Origin of the sequence: Tahibacter harae (assembly GCF_024437735.1) — a bacterium.
Lineage (GTDB): Bacteria > Pseudomonadota > Gammaproteobacteria > Xanthomonadales > Rhodanobacteraceae > Tahibacter > Tahibacter harae.
Genome location: NZ_JANFQO010000025.1, coordinates 1 through 18,187, shown reverse-complemented (window position 1 = coordinate 18,187; position 18,187 = coordinate 1). Strand labels below are relative to the sequence as shown.

Sequence of the window (18,187 nt, the reverse complement as noted above, 5' to 3'; positions counted from 1 at the left end):
CCGCGCAGGTAGGATTGCGCCCGCATGAATTCCCCCGCCCCCCTGGAGGCGCCCGCCCTGCTGCAGGCGCGCGGCCTCGCTTACCTGCGCAACGACGAGCCCATCTTCGGGCCGCTGGACTTCGCGCTGTATCCCGGCGAAGTGGTACTGATCGAAGGCGACAACGGCAGCGGCAAGACCACCCTGCTCAAGGTGCTGTCCGGCCTGCTCGCGCCCTCAGCCGGCTCAGTGTTGCTCAACGGCGAGCCGCTGACCCTGGCGCGGCTGTCGCACCAGGTCGCCCTGCTCGGCCATCTGCTCGGTATAAAAGCGGAATTGTCGCCTTTGCAGAACCTGCGCTTCGCCATCGGCCTGGGCGGGCTGCGGCCGGGCATCACGCCGCACCACGCGCTCAAGAGCGTGGGCCTGGACGGCTACGAGGACGTACCGCTGCGCCAGCTCTCGGCCGGGCAGAAGAAGCGCGTCGCGCTGGCCCGCCTGCTGCTGGTGCCGGCGGCGCTGTGGCTGCTGGACGAGCCCTACGCCAATCTCGACCGCGAAGGCATGGCCCTGGTCAATCGGCTGCTCGAAGTACACGCGCTGCGCGGCGGCGCGGCGCTGATTACTTCCCACGGTGCCTATGCTTATACCTCGGGCACGCCGCGGCGCCTGCAGCTGCATGCGCCGGCGGAGAAGGCCGCATGAGCCACGGCACCGCCCTGGGCGCCTGCCGCGCCCTGATCGTGCGCGATCTCGCCCTGCTCTGGCGCCGCCGCGGCGATGCGCTGAATCCGGCCCTGTTCGCGGTCATGGTCATCATGCTGTTCCCGTTCGCGCTGGGGCCGGAACCGCAGATGCTGGGCCGCATCGCCGCCGGCACCGTACTGGTCGCGCTGCTGCTGGCGGGACTGCTGTCGCTGGACGCGCTGTTCCGCTCCGATCTGGAAGACGGCTCGCTGGAACAGCTGGTGCTGTCGCCGCATCCGCTGCCGCTGCTGCTGGCCTGCAAGATCGCCGTGCACTGGCTGACCACGGCCCTGCCGCTGCTGCTGGCCGCGCCGCTGCTGGGCGAGCTGCTGTTCCTGCCGCCCCAGGTACTGGGCACGCTGATGGCGGCGCTGGCCCTGTCCACACCGCTGCTGAGTCTGATCGGTGCGGTCTGCGTCGCCCTCACGGTCGGCATGCGCCGCTCTGGTATGCTCCTGGCGCTGCTGGTGCTGCCTTTGTATGTGCCGGTGCTGATCTTCGCCGCCGGCGCCTGCGATGCGGCGCAGCAGGGTTTGCCGGTCGCCGCGCCGCTGCTGTGGCTGGGCGCGGCGCTGGTGCTGGCGCTGGTGCTGGCGCCGCTGGCCTGCGCCGCGGCGCTGCGGATTTCGCTGAGCTGACGGCGAGGACGCTGCGGCGACGGCATAACTCCATGTGCACGAATCCATGAATCCACTCGTACTCTGGTTCCACAAGCTCGGCTCGCCGCCGTATTTCTACCGGCTGGCCGGCCGCCTGCTGCCGTGGCTGTGGGGCCTGGCCGCCATCGGCATCGCGGCGGGACTGTACGGCGGCCTGGTGCTGGCGCCGCCGGATTACCAGCAGAGCGACGCCTTCCGCATCATCTACATCCACGTGCCCAGCGCCTGGATGAGCCTCTTCATCTATTTCTTCATGGCGGTGAACGGCTTCATCGCCCTGGTCTGGCGCATCAAGCTGTCGGAAATACTGGCCATGGCCGCCGCGCCGGTCGGCGCCGCCTTCACCTTCATCTGCCTGGCCACCGGCTCGCTCTGGGGCAAGCCCATGTGGGGCACCTGGTGGACCTGGGACGCGCGCCTGACCTCCGAACTGGTACTGCTGTTCCTGTACCTGGGCGTGATCGGCCTGTACCACGCCATCGAGGACCGCCGCCAGGCCGCGCGCGCCGCCGCCTTCCTCGCCCTCATCGGCATCGTCAACCTGCCCATCGTGCATTTCTCGGTGAAGTGGTGGAACACCCTGCACCAGGGCTCGACGGTGAAACTGTTCGGTCCTTCGCTGATCGACAGCCGCATGCTCTGGCCGCTGCTGATCATGGCGGTGGCGACCAAGTTCGCGTTCGCCGCCAGCCTGCTGTCGCGCGCCCGCGTCGATCTGCTGGAGCTGGAATCGGGCAAGGACTGGGCGCGCCAGATCGCCCTGGCCGAGGAGACCTCCGCATGAGCGAGTTCTTCGCCATGGGCGGCTACGGCGCCTACGTGTGGGGCTCCCTGGCCGTGTTCTTCGTCGTGCTGGGCATCGACGCGGCTGCCCCGCTGGTCAAGCGCCGCCGTGTGCTGCGCGAACTGCGCGGCCGCCTGAAGCGGGCGCAGAAACGCAACGAGGAATCCGCATGAACCCCACGCGCAAACGCCGCCTGATCGTGATTTCGCTGATCCTGGGCGCGGTCGGCATCGCCGCGGCGCTGACCGTGCTCGCGCTGCAGCAGAACATGACCTATCTCTACACGCCGGTCGAAGTGCTCGGCGGCAAGGTGCCGGCGGAGGCGCGCTTCCGCCTCGGCGGCATGGTCAAGGGCGGCTCCATCCAGCGCTCCAGCGATTCGCTAAAGGTCAGCTTCACCGTCACCGACGGCGACGCCGAACTGCCGGTGGAATACAACGGCATCCTGCCCGACCTGTTCCGCGAGAAGCAGTCGGTGATCGCCACCGGCACCCTGCAGGGCAAGCATTTCGTCGCGACCGAAGTACTGGCCAAGCACGACGAGAACTACGTGCCGCGGGATGTGAAGGAGGCGATGGCCAAGGCGCACGAGAAACATTCGGTGCCGGAAGCGGCGGGCAAGGCCAAGTCCGAGGCGAAATGATCCACGGCCGCCCGCGCGGGCGGCACGCTACCCAACCCGCGCCGCATCGGCGGTGCTGACAGAGGCAAACGCAAACCATGCTGCCTGAACTCGGCCAATTCGCCCTGATCCTGGCCCTGCTGCTGGCCATCGCTCAGACCGTGCTGCCGCTGCTCGGCGCCTGGCGCGGCAATGCGGCCCTGCTGGCGACGGCGCGGCCGGCGGCGGCGGGCCAGGCGGTGTTCGTCGCCATCGCGTTTGCGCTGCTGACGGTGGCGTTCCTGGAACAGGACTTCTCGGTCGCCTACGTGGCGCAGAATTCCAATTCGGCCCTGCCCTGGTATTACCGCTTCTCCGCAGTCTGGGGCGCGCACGAGGGCTCGCTGCTGCTGTGGATACTGATACTCAATTTCTGGACCGTTGCCGTCGCCGCATTCAGCCGGCGCCTGCCCGAGGTGTTCATGGCGCGCGTGATCGGCGTGCTGGGTTTCGTCAGCGTGGGCTTCCTGCTGTTCACCCTGCTCACCTCCAATCCCTTCCTGCGCCATGTGCCGGCGCTGGCCGAGGGCAACGACCTCAATCCGCTGCTGCAGGACTTCGGCCTGATCGTGCATCCGCCCATGCTGTACATGGGCTACGTGGGCTTCTCCGTCGCCTTCGCCTTCGCCATCGCCGCGCTGCTGGGCGGTGCGCTGGATGTGGCCTGGGTGCGCTGGGCGCGGCCGTGGACCAATATCGCCTGGGCCTTCCTCACCCTGGGCATAGCCCTGGGTTCCTGGTGGGCGTACTACGAACTGGGCTGGGGCGGCTGGTGGTTCTGGGATCCGGTGGAGAACGCCTCCTTCATGCCCTGGCTGGTCGGCACCGCGCTGATCCACTCCCAGGCAGTGACCGAGAAACGCGGCTCCTTCCGTGCCTGGACCCTGCTGCTGGCCATCGCCGCGTTCTCGCTGTCGCTGCTGGGCACTTTCCTGGTGCGCTCAGGCGTGCTGACCTCGGTGCATGCCTTCGCCAGCGATCCGCAGCGCGGTCTGTTCGTGCTGATCTTCCTGGTAGTGGTGGTCGGCGGCTCGCTGGCGATCTACGCCGTGCGCGCGCCCAAGGTCGCCGGCGGCGAGCCCTTCGCCGGAGTCAGCCGCGACACTTTGCTGCTGATCAATAACCTGCTGTTTTCCATCGCCGCGATGATGGTGCTGCTGGGCACCTTGTATCCGCTGCTGGGCGAGGCGCTGGACGCCGGCCGCATCTCGGTGGGGCCGCCCTACTTCGGCTTCATGTTCACCCTGCTGATGGCGCCGGTGGTGGTGCTGCTGCCGTTCGGACCGTTCCTGAAATGGCGCCAGGGCAACCTGGGCGCGGCACTGCGTTCGCTGCGGCCGGCGCTGGGCCTGGCTGTGGTCGCCGCGGTTGCGGCGCTGCTGCTGGCCGGCGAGCTGCCGTTCAAGGCGGTGATCGGTGTGGCGCTGGCGCTGTGGGTCGGCATCGGCATCGCGCTGTATGCCCTGTCGCGCTGGCGCCATGCGCCGCCGGGACGGCGCTATACGCCGGAAATGCTGGGCATGATCTGCGCGCATTTCGGCGTGGCCGTGTTCGTCGCCGGCGTGCTGGTGACCGAGTCCACCGGCATCGAGCGCGACCTGCGCTTCGCCCCCGGCGAAAGCGTGCGCATAGGCACGCTGGATTTCCGCTTTGAAGGCGCCCGGCACGCCCAGGGCCCGAATTACGAGGCCGACGCCGGCACCGTCGTGGTGAGCAAGGACGGCACGACCGTCGCCACCCTGCATCCGCAGAAGCGCCGCTACCTGCGCGGCCAGGTGCAGACCGAATCGGCCATCGACCCGGGCTTCAGCCGCGACATCTACGTCGCCCTGGGCGAGCCGGTGGGCAATGACGGTGCCTGGTCCGTCCGCGTCTATGTCAAACCCTTCGTGCGCTGGATCTGGCTGGGGGCGCTGCTGATGATGCTGGGCGGATTCATCGCCGCCGGCGACCGCCGCTTCCGCAGCCTGGCCCTGGCGCGCGACGCCCAGCCGGCTGCGCCCGCGGCGGCGCAGCCTGCGCCGCTGGCCGCCGCCGCAACCGCGCAGGAGCCCGTCTGATGGCCCGGCTGATCCCGCTGATCGCCTTCCTGCTGCTGGCCGGCCTGCTCGGCTTCGGCCTGACCTGGAACATGTACCACGACCAGCGCGAAGTGCCCTCGCCGCTGATCGACAAGCCGGCCCCCGCTTTCAGCCTGCCGCTGCTGAACGATCCCGCGCGCAACTTCGGCAGCGCCGATCTCAAGGGCAAGCCCTACCTGCTCAACGTATTCGGCAGCTGGTGTCCCAGCTGCGTGGACGAGCATCCGGTGCTGGTCCGCTACGCCAAGGAGCTGGACCTGCCCCTGGTCGGCTACAACTGGAAGGACGATCCCGCCGACGCCAACGCCTGGCTGGCCCGCTTCGGCAATCCCTACGATGTGATCGTGGCCGACGCCCAGGGCCGCACCGCGATCGACTTCGGCGTGTACGGCGCGCCGGAGACCTTCCTGGTCGACGCCGCCGGCGTGATCCGGCTCAAACGCATCGGCGCGCTGACGCCGGACTATGTGGAAAAGACGCTGAAGCCGGCGATTGCGCAATTGCGCGGCGGCAAGCCGGGGGCCGCGCCATGAGTCGCCGCTTCCTGCTGCGGGCCTTGCTGTTCTGCCTGTTGCTGCCGCTGGCCGCCCACGCCGTGCAGCCGCTGGAATTCAAGGATGCGGCCGAGGAAAAACGCTTCCAGCACCTGACCCGCCAGCTGCGCTGCCTGGTCTGCCAGAACCAGAACCTGGCCGATTCCGATGCCGGCCTGGCCGGCGACCTGCGCCGCGAGGTGTTTGAGCAACTGCGCGCCGGCAAGACCGATGCGCAGATCAAGGATTACCTGGTCGAACGCTATTCGCGCTACGTGCTGTACGACCCGCCGCTGAGCGGCTCTACCTGGCTGCTCTGGTTCGGCCCGCTGCTGCTGCTGGGCGCCGGCGCCGGCGTGGTGTTCGCGCTGGTGCGGCGGCGTGCCCGCGCGGCCGCGGCCCAGGCCGCAAGCCCCACCGCCGCGCGCGAGGAGGAAGACTGGTGAACACCGCATTCGTACTGCTGGCCGGCCTGATGCTGCTGGCCGCCCTGGCCTGCGTGCTGCTGCCGCTGCTGCGGCATGACCGCGGCGGCGCACAGGCGCGCCAGCTGCAGCGCCGCCGCGCGCTGGACGAGGCCCTGGCCGCCGGCGTCATTAACGCCGAGGAACATGCCGCCAAGCGCGCCGCCCTCGACGCCGAAACCACGTCCGCCGACGCCGCGCCGCCGCGCACCCGCGGCGCCTTCGTCAGCGCGCTGCTCACCCTGTTGCTGCTGCCGGCCGGGGCGATCGCGCTGTACCTGTCGCTGGGCAATGTGCACGCCATGGATCCGGTGCGCATGGCCGCCGCCGCGGCGGCGGAAGGCCAGGCCGGCCCGGACATGCAGGCCGCGGTCGAGGGCCTGCTCACCAAGCTCAAGGCCAGCCCGGACGACGTCGAGGGCTGGATGCTGCTGGGCCGCAGCTACAAGGCCATGGAACGCTTCGCCGATGCGCGCGATGCGCTGAAGAACGCCTACGACCGCGCGCCGGACAATGCCGACGTGCAGGTCGACTACGCCGAAGCACTGGCCCTGGCCGGCGAGAACCGCCGCATCCAGGGCCAGGCACGCGAACTGCTGGAGCGCGCGCTCAAGAGCACGCCCGATCACCAGCGCGCGCTGTGGCTGCTCGGCATCGCCGAATACCAGCAGCAGAACTACGCCGCCGCGGTGGATTTCTGGGAACGCCTGCGCACGCTGCTGCCGCCCCAGGCCGAGGCGCGCGCCTCGCTGGAGAATCAGATCGCCGATGCGCGCCAGCGCGGCGGGCTGGTTGCCGGCGCCGGCACGACGCCGGCGACCGGCGCGGCCCAAACCGGTGCAGAAACTGCAGCCGCCGGCGCAGCGCCCGCCGCCAAGGAAAAGCCTGCGAGCCAGGACGCAAGTGCGCCGGCCGGCAGCGAAGCCGCGGACGCTATCCGCATCGCCGTGGAAGTCTCGCTGGATCCCAAACTGCGCGAGCAGGCACCGGCCGGCGCCAGCCTGTTCGTGTTCGCCCGCGCCGCCAGCGGCCCGCCCATGCCGCTGGCGGTGCAGCGCCTGAGTGTGTCCGATCTGCCGGCCAAGGTCGTGCTGACCGAGGAAATGGGCATGCTGCCCAACATGAAGCTCTCGCAGTTTCCCCAGGTCGTGGTCGGCGCGCGCATTTCCGCCAGCGGCAATCCCCGGGCGCAGAGCGGCGACCTGCAGACGCTGTCGGCGCCGGTCGACGTCAAGACGCGCGCACCGGTGCGGCTGGTGATAGATCAGGTCGTGCCCTGATTGCGGAGTCGCTGCGGCGCGCCGGATTGTTTTCGTGTTGACAACAGGATCATTTTTGCAACAGAAGCAAGAGTGGTCCGGCAGGAGCAAGAGCGATACAGCAGCGGGCGAAGCGATCCTGATTGTCGGCAGGACTGGCTGCAAGGCTGCGGGCGGCGGTTCCTTGACGGCGGAAATCCAGGCGCTGCCGCGGTTTTTGGCGCTTCCCCCTCACCCCAACCCTCTCCCCCGACGGAGTCGGGGGAGAGGGAGCCAAAGGCTTCGAGTCTCTTCCGGGACAGAGTCAGTCAGAGGCAACCAAAGGCTTTGAGCCCTCTTCCCCAAGCTCCGCTGGGGGTCGGGAGGGAGCAACGCTCCAGCCCACCGACCAGCCCTGGTTTTCGCGGCAGCCCGCAAACGATCCACACCGCGGAATTCCTGCACTATCGCCATTGTGAACATCCGCGACGCCCTCTTCCCTCACGGGAGCCAGGGAGCCCTACGGCGACTTTTCCCCCATCGAACCGAGCGCCGGTTCTTCACGCCACGCGGAACCGCCATCGATGGCAGCCCCATCATCGCCGCAACGCAAAACCACCGGACTCGACGCCCCTCCGCAACAGCGGAGCCGCCCCGAACGGCAACGCCATCAATCGATCAGATGATGCCGCGCCGCATAGCGCACCAGTTCCGCGGCATTGCGCACGTCGAGCTTGGCGAACACGCGCTGGCGGTGGTTCTCCGCGGTCTTGATGCCTATGTCCAGGCGCAGGGCGATTTCCTTGGTGGTCAGGCCGTCGACGATAAGGTGGAACACCTCGCGCTCGCGCGGGCTGAGGTCGCGGTAGGGATCGGTGGGAATCGGCCGCGCCTGCTGTACCTGCAGGGCCATGGCGCGGGTCGCGTGGGCGCCGAAATGCAGGCCGCCGCTGCCCAGGCTGCGCACCGCCTCGATCAGCTCGGCCATGGCGGCGTCCTTGCGCAGGTAGCCCGCGGCGCCGGCGCGCAGCATGTGCAGCACGTATTCCTCTTCCTGATGCATGGTCAGCACCAGAATGCGCATCTGCGGCAGTTCCGCGCGCAGGCGGCGCACGACCTCGATGCCGTTCAGGCGCGGCATCGAAATGTCGACTATTGCAATATCGGGATGCAGGCGCAGGCACTGTTCCACGGCGTCTATGCCGTCGGCGGCCTGCCCCACCACCAGACATTCGCCGCTGGCGTCCAGCGCGGCGACCAGGGTTTCCCGCACTATCGTATGGTCATCGGCAACCAGCACGCGGATCATCATTCGCCCCTTGCGACGCCGCGCAGCGGCAGCTCGATGCAGATGTTGAAACCCTTACCCGGGCTCGATTGTAAATCTAACTTGCCTTCGAACAAGTCGACTCTGTCGCGCATACTGCCCAAACCGCTGCTTTGACCATCGCTGCCGCGCGCCAGTGCCCGCGCCAGATCGCAGCCGCGGCCGTCGTCGCAGATTTCCAGACGTAGCCAATGCGGCGTCTGCAGCCCCAGGGCCACGCGCACGCGGCGCGCCTGGGAATGCCGCGCGGCGTTGGACAGCGCTTCCTGCACCACGCGGAACAGCAATGTGGAAACTTCCTCGTCCAGCGCCGGCAGGGTGTCCAGCGCCAGCTCCACCGCCAGCCCCTCGACGCTGCGGGCGAGCCAGCGCAGGGCCGGCTCCAGGCCCAGGTCGTCGAGGATCTGCGGCCGCAGCAGGCGCGAGAGCGAGCGCGTGTCGTCCAGGGTGAGCTGGGCCAGCTCGCGCAGGCGCTGCAGGCCGGCACGGCCTTCGGCGGCGCTGTCCGGCAGGGCCGCGGCAATGGTGTCGACCTGGCGCATCAGCGCGACCAGATTCTGGCCGACGCCGTCGTGCAGCTCGCGCGCGATGCGGCGGCGCGCTTCCTCCTCGATGCGCCAGACCGAACGCCCCAGATGACGGCTGCGGCGCTGGTCCTGCTGCAGGCGGCTGAGCAGGCCGGCGTGCTGGCGCATGAGTTCGTCGATGCGCTGGTTCAGCACGTGGATGCTGTCCGCATCAGGAGCCGTCGTCATGCAGTCCGCTCTCCAGGCCGCGCTGCGCCAGCACCTGCCTGAACTGGCCGCGCAGCGGCTCCGGCGCGGCGGCAAGCAGCTGCTCGCGCGCCCGCGCCGCGGCATTGGCCGCATCGGCGGCTTCGGCGCGTTCGCCCGCCCTGGCCAGCACGCGCGCGCCCAGCGCGTGCAGGCGGGCCTCGCCGCTCCAGCGGCCGAGCTGGCGCAGCAGGTTCTGCGCCTCGCGGTAGCGCGTCAGCGGCGGCTTGCCGGCGCTGACGCCGCGCAGCAGTTCCAGTTCGATCACGCTGAGCCGCAGCGGCGCCTGGCCGCGCCGCTCGGCTTCCTGCACCAGCCCGGCGAGCTGGGCATCCACCGCCGCGCCCTGGCCGGATTCCAGCGCCCGGCGCAGCTTGTCCACGCGCGCCTCCAGCACCAGGGCGGTGTTGTGCGCGGCGCCGGCGATGCGCTCGGCTTCAGCCAGCGCGGCGGTCGCGCCGGCGGCATCGCCCTTGAGACCGGCCAGGCGCGCGCGCGCCAGTTGCAGGCCGGCCTGCTGCTCGGGACTGAGCTGGTCCGGATCGATGCTCTGCAACGCCGCTTCGGTGCCGGCGGCATCGCCGAGGAAGACATGGCCGCGCGCCAGCAGCAGGCGCGCCTCGTTCAAGCCGCGCTGGTCGGCGCGGCGCTCGAAGCCGGCCGCCGCCGCCGACGCCGCACCGAGCGCATCGGCGCTGCGGCCTTCGGCCAGGGCCAGCTCGCCGCGATAGACCTGGGCCACGTCGATCTCTTCCGGCAGCTGCAGGTCCTGTGCCTGCTGCAGCGAGGCATCGAGGCGCTGGCCGGCTTCGGCGTAATGGCCGCGGCTGAGTTCGAGCAGGCCCATGCTCTGGATCACGTGCAAGGCTCCTTCGCGGTCGTCGATCTGCTGGTAGGAGGCCAGCGCCTGCTGCCAGTAGACCGCGGCATTGTCGGTCTCGCCGAGCTGGAAATAGCAAAAAGCGACATTGTTGAGACTTTGCGCCAACAGGGTCGGCGTCTTCAACTGCTGGCGCAGCGCCAGCGCCTCGCGGTAGGCGGCCAGCGCGGCGCGGAAATCGCCGCGCTCCTCGGCCACCACGCCGCGGTCGTTGTGCAGGTCGGCGATGCTGGCGCGGTCGCCCAGCGATTCGAGCAGGCCGCGGGCCTGTTCCAGGCTGGCCTCGGCCTGGTCGCGCTGGCCGCGTATGGCCTGGACTATGGCGAGGTTGCGCAGGCTGGTGGCCTGGCCCTGGACATCGTGCAGACGTTCGCGCATGGCGCCGGCGCGGGTGTACTGCTCCGCCGCCGCATCGAGCTGGCCCAGGCGTTCGTAGCCCACGCCCAGGGCGTTGCGCGTCTCCGCCTCGGCGCGGGCATCGGCCGCGCGCGTGCTCAGCACCAGGGCGCGCAGCAGATAGTCGTCCACGGCGCGGTGGGCCTGGCCCTGCTGGATCGCGATGCGGCCCAGCATCAGCCAGACGCGCTGGTCCTGGCTGTCCTCGGCAGCCAGGGCTTCGAGCTGGCCCAAGGCGGCTTCGCCCTGGCCGTCATCGGCGCGGGCCTGGGCCTGCAGCTGGATCAGCTCCGGATCGTGCGGATGTGCGGCCACAGCGCGTTCCAGCTGTTGCAGGCGGGCCTTGCCGTCGCCGTCCAGGGCCAGGGCCAGCGCGGTCTGCGCGGCAAGTTCGGCCGGGTTTGCCTGGGCGCGGCGGATGCGCTCGCGCGTGGCCTCGGCCGAGACTTCCTGCCGCGCCGCGGCCTGGGCGCGCAGCAGATCCAGCTGCAGCAGTGCGCTCGCGTCCCGCTGCGCCGCCGGCAAGGCTTCCAGCGCCTGCGCCGCCGCGGCCGGCTGCTGCGCATCGAGCTGGCGCAGCGCGCCGCCGTAGGCCACGGCCGCGGCATCGGGCAGCTGTGGCGCCGCGGCCGGCGCGAACGCGGCGAACTGGCGCCGGTAGTCGGCAAACAGTGCCGCAGCGTCCGCGCCCGCGGCACGCAGGCTGCGCGGCGGGCCGCCGGGCTGGTCCAGCTCCAGCGCCAGCACGAGCTGGCCGTTGTCGCGCCGCAGGCCGCCGCGCAGCAGGCGTTCGGCACCGGCGGCACGCGCGACCTCGGGCAGGCGCCGCTGCAGCGCGTCCTGGTCCAGGTCGGGCGCGGTGCGCGCCAGCGCCGCGAGCGTGCGTGCCCGCGTCGCAACGGCCTGGCCCGGCTCGGCACGCAGCCAGTAGCGCGCATGTTCCTCGATGGCGCGGGCCAGGTCGGCCAGCTCCGCGTCCTCGGCCGCCGCGGCCAGCGGCAGCACGGCCAGCCGCGGCACGGCGGCGGCGACCGCGGCCGGCGGCGCCAGCAGATCGGGCAGATGGCGCCGGCCCAGCTCGAACAGCCCCAGCACCGCGGCCAGGGCCAGCCCGCCGGCCAGCAGCGCACGGCGGTTCAGCGGCGCACGCGGCACGCGCTGCTGCTCCAGCGCGCGCAGCGCTTCATCGGCGCTGGCGAAGCGCTGCGCCGGATTGAGCTTGAGCAGGCGCTCGCAGAAGGCATGCAGCCAGGGCGGCAGATCCGGCCGCAGACGCGCCAGCGACGGCGGCGGCCGCACCAGGCGGCGCATCACGGTCTCCGCCGGCGTGCCGCCGGCGAACGGCAGCGCGCCGCTCAGCGCCTCGTACAGGATCAGGCCGACGGTATACAGGTCGCTGCGCCCGTCCAGCGTCTCGCCGCGGGCCTGTTCGGGCGAGAGGTATTCGGGCGTGCCTATGATCAGGCCGGTCTGGGTCAGGCCGGTCGCGCCCAGGCTGCGGGCGACGCCGAAATCGGTGATGCAGGCGCGGCCGTCGCGGTCGAACAGGATATTGGCCGGCTTGAGATCGCGGTGGATCACGCCGCGCAGATGCGCCGCCGAGAGACCGGCAAGCAGGCCGCGCACCAGCGCAACGGCCTCATCCGGCGCCAGCGGGCCGTCGCGCTCCAGGCGGCGCTCCAGCGAATCGCCGGCGATGTAGTCCATGCTGATGAGCCAGCGCTCGCCGTGCTGGGCGATGTCGTGGATGCGCACCACGTGCGGGCTGGACACCTGGCGCGCCAGCAGCAGTTCGTTGCGGAAGCGCTCGAAGGCCTCGGGCCGGCGCGCCAGCTCCGGGCGCAGCAGCTTGATCGCGACGTCAATGTCCAGCGACAGGTCGCGCGCACGGTAGACCACGCCCATGCCGCCCAGGCCGAGCAGGTCTTCGATACGGAAACGTCCGGCGACGATCTCGCCCAGTTTCAGTTCATGCGCAACGATCAGGCCAGTGACCGTGGCCTGGGCATCGATGCCGGGCAATGCCGCAGGGGTATCGCTCATGCGCGCACGATAGCGCAGAACTCCGCCGCCGCAGCAGAGCCGGACCGCATCAGAGCGGGCGCAGATCCTTCCAGCGCGGCGCGGCCACGCCGGCATCGCGCGCCGCTTCCAGCAGATCGTCCACCGCGCCGCGCAGGCGCGCCGCCGCCAGTGCGGCCGCGGCCTGCTGCGCCAGGCCTTCGATCAGTTCCAGGTCGAATTCGGTCAGCAGCGGGCCGGCGCTGCGGCTGTCGGCGTAGATCGCGCCCAGCAGTTCCCCGCCCAGCAGCAGCGGCACGCAGACCAGCGAACGGATGCCGCCCAGCACCACGCTGGGCCGCGCGCCCAGCCAGGGCGAATCGGAGGTGTCGCAGCAGATCACGCTGCGCCGCCCGGACAGGCAGCGCTCGACCGAACCGGCGCTGCCGGCGAAGCCGCGCCGGCCCAGTTCCTCGTGGCGCAGGCCCTGCACCGCGCGCACGCGCAGGTCGCCGGCCTGGCCGTAGAGCACGAATCCGCGCTCCAATTGGGACATTTCCAGAACCGCACTCAACGTCTGCTGCAGCAACGGTTCCACGCCCGGCAGGTACTGCAATTGCTGCGACAGCGCGCGCGAGGTCGAACGCCGCACTTCGGCGAAGGCGGCCGCATCGCGCGCCGTCTGCGCGCTCAGCGGCTCCAGCCAGCAATACACATCGCCGATGGCGAACCAGGTCGGCGAGCTGAGGCTGGCCTCGGATACCAGGCGGCCGTCCACGCGCAGGCCGTTCTTGCTGCCCAGGTCGAGCAGGCGCCAGCCCTCGCCGTCGTGGGCGATCTCCGCGTGCATGCGCGAGACCGAGGCATGATCCAGCTGCAGCTCGCAGGCCGGCGCGCGGCCTACGCAGTAGCGCTCGCCCTCGGCCAGCACACGGACGACGGCGGCGCGGTCGGGCGGATAGGCGCTGAAGCGTGCCGGCATGGATCCGGCAGCCTCAGGGGCCGCCGTTGAGGCGCTGGATGCTGTAGCGCAGCGAGCGCGCCAGGCCGTCCAGGTCGCCGGCATCGTTGACCAGATCGCGCTGCGCGCGCCAGACGTTGGGAATGCCGGTGCCGGCCTCCTGTTCTATGCGCAGGATCATCTGATCCAGCTGGGCGATGGCGGTGCCGTAGTCCAGCACGATCAGGGCCAGCTGCACATTGGTCAGCAGCGCGCCCAGTTCCAGCCGCAACACGTTGTCCAGCAGCGCGGCGACGATGCGCAGCTCCAGCTCGGTCACCTTGAGCAGCGCGATCACCGGCACGCCCAGGCCGGGCAGGCCGACCAGCTCGGGCCGGGTGTCCTTCACCAGCAGGAACTGGGAGAAACCGCCGCTGCGCCCGCGCCCGCGCACGCTGCCATTGTTCACATCGGCGGTGATGTCGTAGAACGCCCCGCCCACCGGCGCCTTGAACACGCGGTACGGCGTACCGGGCGTGTACACCAGCTCGTGGGTATGGATTTCCATGTGGTAGGCGTTGAGGAAGCGCAGATTGCCGTCGGGCGTCTCGTGCAGCTGCATGCCCGAGGCGAAGATGCGCTCCACCGTGATGGGCTCAATCGTGATCAGCACCGGAAAGGCCGGATCCACCGCCACGCCCAGCGGCAGGCGCGCGGCCAGGGCCGGGTCGGAAGAATTGACCAGCTGGGCCTGGAAATTCAGGTTGGGCACGGTGAGGTTGGCCGGCGAGTCGAACTCGATGGTGACTTCGCCTTCGTAGGTGTTCAGCCCGCTGACCAGGGAAATATCCGCGTGGGCCACGTTGCCGTTCACAGTGACTGTGACCTGGGCCTGCGCCGTCCCGCAGAGCAAGGCCAGGACCAGCAGCAGCCCGGCCAGCCCGAACCCTGAGTGTCCACGCCACGTCGCGTTCATCGTCACTTCCCCTGCCACGCAGCCGCGCGCAGGCGCTGCGGTCTGGCTGGCAATCTAGCCGGCCTAGACAACAATGAACAGCGTAATGCTGTGAGGAATGTTTGCGGTACAGGCACTTGGGCGCAATTTCTGAGGCGGTTTGGGGGTTTTCCCGGTGGCCGGTGAAAAAAGCTACCGCGCGGCAGCCTCTGCCCGGACCCGCCACAGCCGGTGACCCGAATCGCGGTATTTGGCCTCGAACGGCGACAGGGCCGCGGCGTCGGCCGTTTCGTCGAAGCAATCGATATGCCAGCGGCGCCCGGCCAGTTGCAGCGCTTCGCCCCATTCGCGCGCGTAGATCTCCCAGTTGCTGCGCAGTTCCAGTGCGCCGCCGCAGGCCAGCAGCGCCGGCAGCACCGGATGGGCGGCCCAGCGCCGCTGCACGTGCTCCGGTTTGGGCCAGGGATTGGGATAGAGCAGGTACTGGTGCTGGAAACACCAGCCGGCGCGCGCGGCGAGCAACCAGAAGTCCACTAGGTCCAGGCGCAGCAGGCATACGTTCTGCGGTGCGCCGGCGCGGGCCAGCAGGCGCTGCCCCGTGGCCAGGCGCGCGGCGGACTTGTCCACGCCCACCACCAGCGCCTGCGCATGCCGCCGCGCCAGGATCAGGCTGCTGGCACCGGTGCCGCAGCCGGCGTCCAGCACCAGCGGGCGCGGATCGCCGCGCAGCTGCTGCGCCAGCTGGTCGAAACGCGCCTGCGCATCCGTGCTCACCGGCCGGCGGTACGGATGGCGCAGGTGACGCTGCACCATTTCCGCCAGACGCGGATGCGGCCCGGGCTGGGCGCTGCTGACGGGACGGGAATTGGCGTACATGGATATGCGCAGGCGGCGTATGCCAAGCCTTGGATTGACCAGGGCATGAGTTTACATTCGCGCCTCCGCGCAGCCGCAGGATGACCGCACCATGGGCGATGCCCGCCGTTATTTCGCATTGCCTTCGCCGTTCGCCATGAAGCGCGGCGGCGCGCTGGAGCAGGCCAGCCTCGCCTACGAAACCTGGGGCGAACTCAGCCCCGCCCGCGACAATGCACTGCTGATCTTCACCGGCCTCTCGCCCAGCGCGCACGCCGCGTCGAACGCGGAGGATCCCAGCCCGGGCTGGTGGGAAGACATGCTCGGCCCGGGCAAGTACATCGACACCAATCGCTGGTACGTCATCTGCGTCAACACCCTGGGCAGCTGCAAGGGCTCCACCGGCGCAGCTTCGACCAACCCGGCCAGCGGCGAACCGTACCGCCTGGATTTCCCCGACCTGACCCTGGAAGACGCCGCCAACGCGGCCAAGGCCCTGATCGACGGCCTGGGCATAGAACGCCTGGCCTGCCTGCTGGGCAATTCCATGGGCGGCATGACCGCGCTGGCCTATCTGGCCCAGCATCCGGGCAGCGTGCGCGCGCATATCAGCATCTCCACCGCGCCCCAGGCGCAGCCGTTCGCCATCGCGATCCGCTCGCTGCAGCGCGAGGCCATACGCCTGGATCCACAATGGAACAATGGCCGCTATTCCGATGAAAGCTATCCCGAGGCCGGCATGTCCATCGCGCGCAAGCTCGGCGTGATCACCTACCGCTCGGCCATGGAATGGGTGGGCCGCTTCGCGCGCATACGGCTGGATTCCGACCAGCGCGAGGAAGACCCCTTCGGCGCCGAATTCCAGGTCGAGTCCTACCTCGCCGGCCATGCGCGCCGCTTCGTGCGCAATTTCGATCCGAACAGCTATCTGTACCTGTCGCGCGCCAGCGACTGGTTCGACGTGGGCGAATACGGCCAGGGCGGCGTGGCCGCCGCGCTCGCCCGCACGGCGCTGGAACAGGCCCTGGTCATCGGCGTGGAGACCGACATCCTGTTCCCGCTGAGCCAGCAGCAGGAAATCGCCGACGGCCTGCGCGGCGGCGGCGCCCAGGTCGAGTTCGTCGCGCTGGACAGCCCGCAGGGCCATGACGCCTTCCTGGTCGACATCCCGCGCTTCGGTGCCGCCATCGCACACTTCCTGGCGCGGCTGTAAAATCGCCCGGCACCCGAACCGGACCCCGCCATGCTCACCCTGCAATTCCCCGGCGCCGAGCGCCTGGTCGCCGCGCTGGACCAGGCGATCTGCCGCGACTGCCCCACCGAGATCACCGACCAGCTGCGCCACACCCTCTGCCGCCTGATCCGCGATCCGGAAGTGAAGCTGCCCGACTGCGTATTCGAACCCGTGGGCGACCACTACGCCCGGCGCGAGCTGTACCGCAGCGAGGATCACGGCTATACGGTCATCGCCATGACCTGGGGCCCCGGCCAGGGCACGCCCATCCACGATCACGCCGGCATGTGGTGCGTCGAGGGCGTCTGGCACGGCCTGCTGGAAATCACCCCGTACGAACTCACCGCGCAGCAGGACGAGGAACGCTTCCGCTTCGAGTCCCGCGGCACCATGATCGCCGGTGCCGGCTCGGCCGGCAGCCTGATCCCGCCGCACGAGTACCACACCATCATGAACCCCAGCGACAACGACGTCGCTGTCTCGCTGCACATCTACCGTGGCCCCATGACCAGCTGCAGCGTGTTCCGCCCGCTGCAGGACAGCTGGTATCAGCGCGACCAGCGGCAGTTGTCGCTGGATCAGACGCACTGAAGCGCCCGCGCCGGCGGCTGGGCCGCCGCGCGCGATTCCCGCCGTATCGTCCGTACCGCCGTAGCCATGCCGTCGCGTACGACGGCAGCGGCCGCAGACGTATTCTTGACAGGCCCAAGGCCGCACCAGTAGCCTTGCCGGCTTAGCGTCGAGCACTGGTGTTCCGGAAGAAATCCCAGGCCTCGCGAACAGTTAGCCAGGACTGTTCAGGTTTGCCGTAGCAGCTGTAGCGACCGGCACGCAACACGCCCGAGTGGTGGAATTGGTAGACGCAGTGGACTCAAAATCCACCGCCGCAAGGCTTGTCGGTTCGAGTCCGACCTCGGGCACCATCTCTCAGAAAGCCATCCCTGCAAGGGGGTGGCTTTTTTGTGGTCGATAGTTGCCCTTTCTTGGGCCTGCCAGCGCCCCGCCACTTTCTCGCCATCTCGCCCAGAGGTACCACGCGCCAAGACCTATAACCCAAACGCGCGCTTGCCAGGTGAGAGTTGGCCTAGCAAGCTACGCAGCGCCAACCACTTCAATTTGATCAGGCGTAACCAGTTTCCTATCGATAAGCTCCTGTCGGGCCGCGTCGGGGCTAGCCGTAAAGAAAAGGACGCGCAAATCTTCAAGGGCTCGGGAAAATGACACATAGGCAAGCCGTCGCCCTCTACCATTCTGACCCTCTGTAGGCACACCCGGCGTGCCAGGAGTCAGTGTCTTGTTGAAGTTGTAAAGGTTCCAAGCCGCCTCGGTATCGTCATAAACGATCAGTACGCCAAGTCGCCGTTGATGGGCAGCACTAGATTTGGCCTGGCGAGGGCACCCGCATCCAGACGTACAAAGCACTATCTGAGCCGTCGGCTCGATCCTCGACAAGACGAAGCAGTCGGGACGTACCTTGCTCGGGGGAATCGGCGCATGCGCGAACTGTAATGACCCAGCGGTTTCTGCACAGGTCACGCCGCTAATCGATACGCCTCAGCGGGTGTCTTCATGCCCAGCGCCTGATGCGGTCGCCGGGTGTTATAGAACTGGATCCAATCGCTGATCACGCGGCTGGCGTGCTGCTGGCTTTCGAAGCGGTGGCGGTGGATGCATTGCTCC

The 18,187-nt window shown here is 69.4% G+C and carries 18 protein-coding genes and 1 tRNA gene; 12 read left to right on the top strand and 7 right to left on the bottom strand.

The features are described from left to right. Positions 1 to 24 precede the first annotated feature (24 nt). The 9 genes from ccmA (at position 25) to ccmI (ending at position 7,188) form a co-directional block, all read left to right on the top strand. Positions 25 to 684 carry a cytochrome c biogenesis heme-transporting ATPase CcmA gene (gene ccmA / locus NM961_RS20555; protein WP_255916301.1) on the top strand — a complete coding sequence of 220 codons (660 nt, stop codon included), beginning with the start codon at positions 25 to 27 and terminating at the stop codon, positions 682 to 684. Continuing rightward, a complete protein-coding gene (gene ccmB / locus NM961_RS20550) occupies positions 681 to 1,364 on the top strand; it encodes a heme exporter protein CcmB (RefSeq protein WP_255916300.1) in 684 nt (227 codons plus the stop codon). The genes ccmA and ccmB overlap by 4 nt, the downstream gene beginning before the upstream one ends. 46 nt (positions 1,365 to 1,410) lie before the next feature. Then, positions 1,411 to 2,169: a heme ABC transporter permease CcmC gene (ccmC, locus tag NM961_RS20545; RefSeq protein WP_255916299.1), complete on the top strand. Its 759-nt coding sequence runs from the start codon at positions 1,411 to 1,413 to the stop codon at positions 2,167 to 2,169. Further along, entirely contained in the window at positions 2,166 to 2,342 is a 177-nt protein-coding gene (ccmD, locus tag NM961_RS20540; RefSeq protein ID WP_255916298.1) for a heme exporter protein CcmD, read from the top strand. Before ccmC ends, ccmD begins: the two co-directional genes overlap by 4 nt. Then, positions 2,339 to 2,812, top strand: coding sequence for a cytochrome c maturation protein CcmE (gene ccmE / locus NM961_RS20535; RefSeq protein WP_255916297.1), 474 nt, complete (start codon positions 2,339 to 2,341; stop codon positions 2,810 to 2,812). The genes ccmD and ccmE overlap by 4 nt, the downstream gene beginning before the upstream one ends. A 77-nt stretch (positions 2,813 to 2,889) precedes the next feature. Further along, complete coding sequence (locus tag NM961_RS20530) at positions 2,890 to 4,890, top strand: heme lyase CcmF/NrfE family subunit (protein WP_255916296.1); 2,001 nt, start codon at positions 2,890 to 2,892, stop codon at positions 4,888 to 4,890. Beyond that, positions 4,890 to 5,444 (top strand): DsbE family thiol:disulfide interchange protein, encoded by a 555-nt coding sequence (locus NM961_RS20525; RefSeq protein ID WP_255916295.1) that lies wholly within the window; start codon positions 4,890 to 4,892, stop codon positions 5,442 to 5,444. Before NM961_RS20530 ends, NM961_RS20525 begins: the two co-directional genes overlap by 1 nt. Next, positions 5,441 to 5,890 (top strand): cytochrome c-type biogenesis protein, encoded by a 450-nt coding sequence (locus NM961_RS20520; protein WP_255916294.1) that lies wholly within the window; start codon positions 5,441 to 5,443, stop codon positions 5,888 to 5,890. Before NM961_RS20525 ends, NM961_RS20520 begins: the two co-directional genes overlap by 4 nt. After that, entirely contained in the window at positions 5,887 to 7,188 is a 1,302-nt protein-coding gene (gene ccmI / locus NM961_RS20515) for a c-type cytochrome biogenesis protein CcmI (protein WP_255916293.1), read from the top strand. The genes NM961_RS20520 and ccmI overlap by 4 nt, the downstream gene beginning before the upstream one ends. Positions 7,189 to 7,816: 628 nt before the next feature. On the opposite strand, the gene NM961_RS20510 is transcribed toward ccmI, so the two are convergent. From NM961_RS20510 to trmB, 6 genes are all read right to left on the bottom strand, one after another. Then, positions 7,817 to 8,458, bottom strand: a complete 642-nt coding sequence (locus NM961_RS20510) for a response regulator (protein WP_255916292.1) — start codon at positions 8,456 to 8,458, stop codon at positions 7,817 to 7,819. Then, positions 8,455 to 9,228, bottom strand: coding sequence for a sensor histidine kinase (locus tag NM961_RS20505; protein WP_255916291.1), 774 nt, complete (start codon positions 9,226 to 9,228; stop codon positions 8,455 to 8,457). Before NM961_RS20505 ends, NM961_RS20510 begins: the two co-directional genes overlap by 4 nt. After that, entirely contained in the window at positions 9,212 to 12,565 is a 3,354-nt protein-coding gene (locus tag NM961_RS20500; protein WP_255916290.1) for a serine/threonine-protein kinase, read from the bottom strand. The genes NM961_RS20505 and NM961_RS20500 overlap by 17 nt, the downstream gene beginning before the upstream one ends. Positions 12,566 to 12,614: 49 nt before the next feature. After that, on the bottom strand, positions 12,615 to 13,505 hold the full coding sequence (locus NM961_RS20495) for a GAF domain-containing protein (RefSeq protein ID WP_255916289.1): 891 nt from the start codon (positions 13,503 to 13,505) through the stop codon (positions 12,615 to 12,617). A 13-nt stretch (positions 13,506 to 13,518) separates the two neighbouring features. Beyond that, a complete protein-coding gene (locus tag NM961_RS20490) occupies positions 13,519 to 14,439 on the bottom strand; it encodes a DUF6689 family protein (protein ID WP_255916288.1) in 921 nt (306 codons plus the stop codon). Between the two features lie 171 nt (positions 14,440 to 14,610). Further along, positions 14,611 to 15,294, bottom strand: a complete 684-nt coding sequence (gene trmB / locus NM961_RS20485; RefSeq protein ID WP_255916287.1) for a tRNA (guanine(46)-N(7))-methyltransferase TrmB — start codon at positions 15,292 to 15,294, stop codon at positions 14,611 to 14,613. 91 nt (positions 15,295 to 15,385) lie between these two features. On the opposite strand from trmB, the gene metX reads away from it, so the two are divergent. The 3 genes from metX (at position 15,386) to NM961_RS20470 (ending at position 17,430) form a co-directional block, all read left to right on the top strand. Next, the gene (gene metX / locus NM961_RS20480) at positions 15,386 to 16,486 is read left to right on the top strand and encodes a homoserine O-acetyltransferase MetX (protein ID WP_255916286.1); all 1,101 of its coding nucleotides are present in this window, start codon (positions 15,386 to 15,388) and stop codon (positions 16,484 to 16,486) included. Between the two features lie 30 nt (positions 16,487 to 16,516). Next, complete coding sequence (locus tag NM961_RS20475; protein WP_255916285.1) at positions 16,517 to 17,098, top strand: cysteine dioxygenase family protein; 582 nt, start codon at positions 16,517 to 16,519, stop codon at positions 17,096 to 17,098. Positions 17,099 to 17,345: 247 nt separating this feature from the next. After that, positions 17,346 to 17,430, top strand: a tRNA-Leu gene (locus NM961_RS20470). A 609-nt stretch (positions 17,431 to 18,039) separates the two neighbouring features. Here the strand turns inward: NM961_RS20470 and NM961_RS20465 are convergent. Further along, complete coding sequence (locus NM961_RS20465) at positions 18,040 to 18,177, bottom strand: integrase core domain-containing protein (protein WP_255916366.1); 138 nt, start codon at positions 18,175 to 18,177, stop codon at positions 18,040 to 18,042. Positions 18,178 to 18,187 lie beyond the last annotated feature (10 nt).